We start from the raw sequence: 2,075 nt of genomic DNA on the forward strand, positions 1-2,075 counted from the left end.
GGCCCCGTCCGGCGCGCCGCCAGCCGCTCCGGTCTATCGCGCCGGGCTGCCGGACACCACGCTGCGCGCGGTGCTGGCACGCTGGGCTATCCACGCCGGCTGGCTGTTCGAGCCCCATCATTGGGCCATCGATGCCGACATCCCTCTGGCCGGCCAAGCCGAGTTCCCCGGCGATTTCAAGTCCGCCGTACGCGCGTTGCTCACGGCCACCGAGCTGGCTGAACGGCCGTTGCAGCCATGCTTCTATTCCAACAAGGTGCTGCGCGTGGTGTCGTTGGCACAGTCCTGCGATCGCTCGGTTTCGCTACGGGGGCAGTCATGACAATGCGCGCCACGATGGCCGCGGTCGTCGCTATGGCCCTGTCGGGCTGTTCGGCCACGCAATCCCTGCTTGCCCTGCGCGAGACAATCGCTGGCGCACGCGCCCGGGTCGAAGGCAGCCAGCGGCAGTTTTCCACTGTACTGTCCGACCGCGCCGCGCGGGTGGCGGCCCAGGAAGTAAACAAACCCTGGCTGGCCGGAAAACCTCAGCCCTTGGCACGCGAAGTCTTGCTGCCGCCCGCGCTGCGGGGCGACATCGACACCACGCTGCTGTTCCTGGGCCACCTGGACCTTCCGTCCCTGACCGAGCGGCTTACGCGCGCCACCGGCATTGCCGTGCGCATCGCGCCCGACGCCTTGTTGCCCCAGACCCTGTTCCTGCCTCGGCTGGGCCAGGCCGCGCAGGTCGCGCCACCCGGCCCCACACAGGTGCCTGTGCTGGCCGGGCCTCGCCCCTTGCCCGACACTCTGGATACCCTGGCCGCCAGCTTTGGCGTGCATTGGCGCTATCACCGCAACGCCATCGAGTTCTATCGCATGCAGACGCGCGTGTTCGATGTCCACGCGCTTACGCTGGCCAGCCGTACCGACGCCCGACTGGGGCGGGCCGGCAATGGCGAGGCCGGTGGCTTCGACAACACCTCCAACACCACGCTGGCATCGGGTGAGCACCATGCCCTGCAGGCCGTGCGCACCCGGGTACAGGCGTTCATGACACAGGCCGGCATCGTGGCCGAGCTCGACGGCGGGGGCAGTTCCCTGGTCGTCACCGACACGCCCGAAGTCCTGGACCGCATCGGCCAGTTCATCGAACACGAAAACCGCGCGCTTACGCGCCGCGTACGCCTGCTGTTCGAGGAGATCACCCTGCAGGCCAACGACACCGCCGAGGGCGGTGTCGACTGGACGGCGGTGTACGACAGCGCCCGGGCAGCGCTGGTCGCCGGTGTGCCGGCGGCGGCCGGCAACACGGCCGCCGCACTGGACATCACCCTGAACGGCGGGCCGTTCCAGGGCTCGCGCGCCATCATCTCGGCGCTCAGCCAGACAGGTGCCGTGCTGCGCCATAGCAGCGTGCCGGTGCTTACCCTGAACCGCCGTCCCGTCACGCACGCGGTGCGCACCACGTTCTCGTACATCGACCAAGTGCAAAGCACGGCCATACCGGGGGTGGATGCATCGCTGGGCAGTGCGGCGCTGCCGTCGGTATCCATCAGCCAGAAGCAGGAAACCGTTGGTACGTTCCTGACGCTGGTTCCCGATGCCCAGGCCGACGGCAGCATCCTGCTGTCCATTGCCTACGACAATACCGTGGCACAGCCTCTCAAGAGCATCACCTTCGGCGAGGCGGGCAATCAGATCCAGGTGCAGCAAATCACCATCGACGGCAATGGCACGGTGCAGCAGGTTGCGCTCAGCCCCGGCCAGCCCGTCATTCTTTCCGGCTTCGACCGACGCCAGGACGAATATGACCGGCGCCGACTGTCCGCCAACGCGCCGTTGCTGGCAGGCGGCCAAGACCGCGCCGCCAGCGATCGCCTGACCACCGTCGTGCTCGTCACCGCGATGGTGGAAGAGGGCATCTGAGCATGGCCGGCGCGCAATTTCCCGATCAACTGCTATTGATCGACGTAGAAGGCACCGACCGCAGCTATGCCTTCGGGCTGGCGTGGTTCGCGCTGGTGGGCAGCCACGCGCCCAGCCTGGCGCGTGCCCGGGCGCGCCGCATGCGCGCCTCTCACTATGTGGTGGGT

The 2,075-nt window shown here is 68.0% G+C and carries 2 protein-coding genes; both read left to right on the forward strand.

The genetic code is table 11. The features are described from left to right. Positions 1-322, forward strand: a 322-nt coding sequence (locus LPZ50_RS24430; protein WP_230665428.1) for a toxin co-regulated pilus biosynthesis Q family protein, incomplete at its 5' end; no start/stop codon positions are given. After that, positions 319-1,908 (forward strand): hypothetical protein, encoded by a 1,590-nt coding sequence (locus tag LPZ50_RS24435; protein WP_230665429.1) that lies wholly within the window; start codon positions 319-321, stop codon positions 1,906-1,908. The genes LPZ50_RS24430 and LPZ50_RS24435, both read left to right, overlap by 4 nt. Positions 1,909-2,075: the final 167 nt, after the last annotated feature.

This window comes from Bordetella petrii (assembly GCF_020991325.1).
GTDB classification, from domain to species: Bacteria; Pseudomonadota; Gammaproteobacteria; order Burkholderiales; family Burkholderiaceae_B; genus Bordetella_A; species Bordetella_A petrii_E.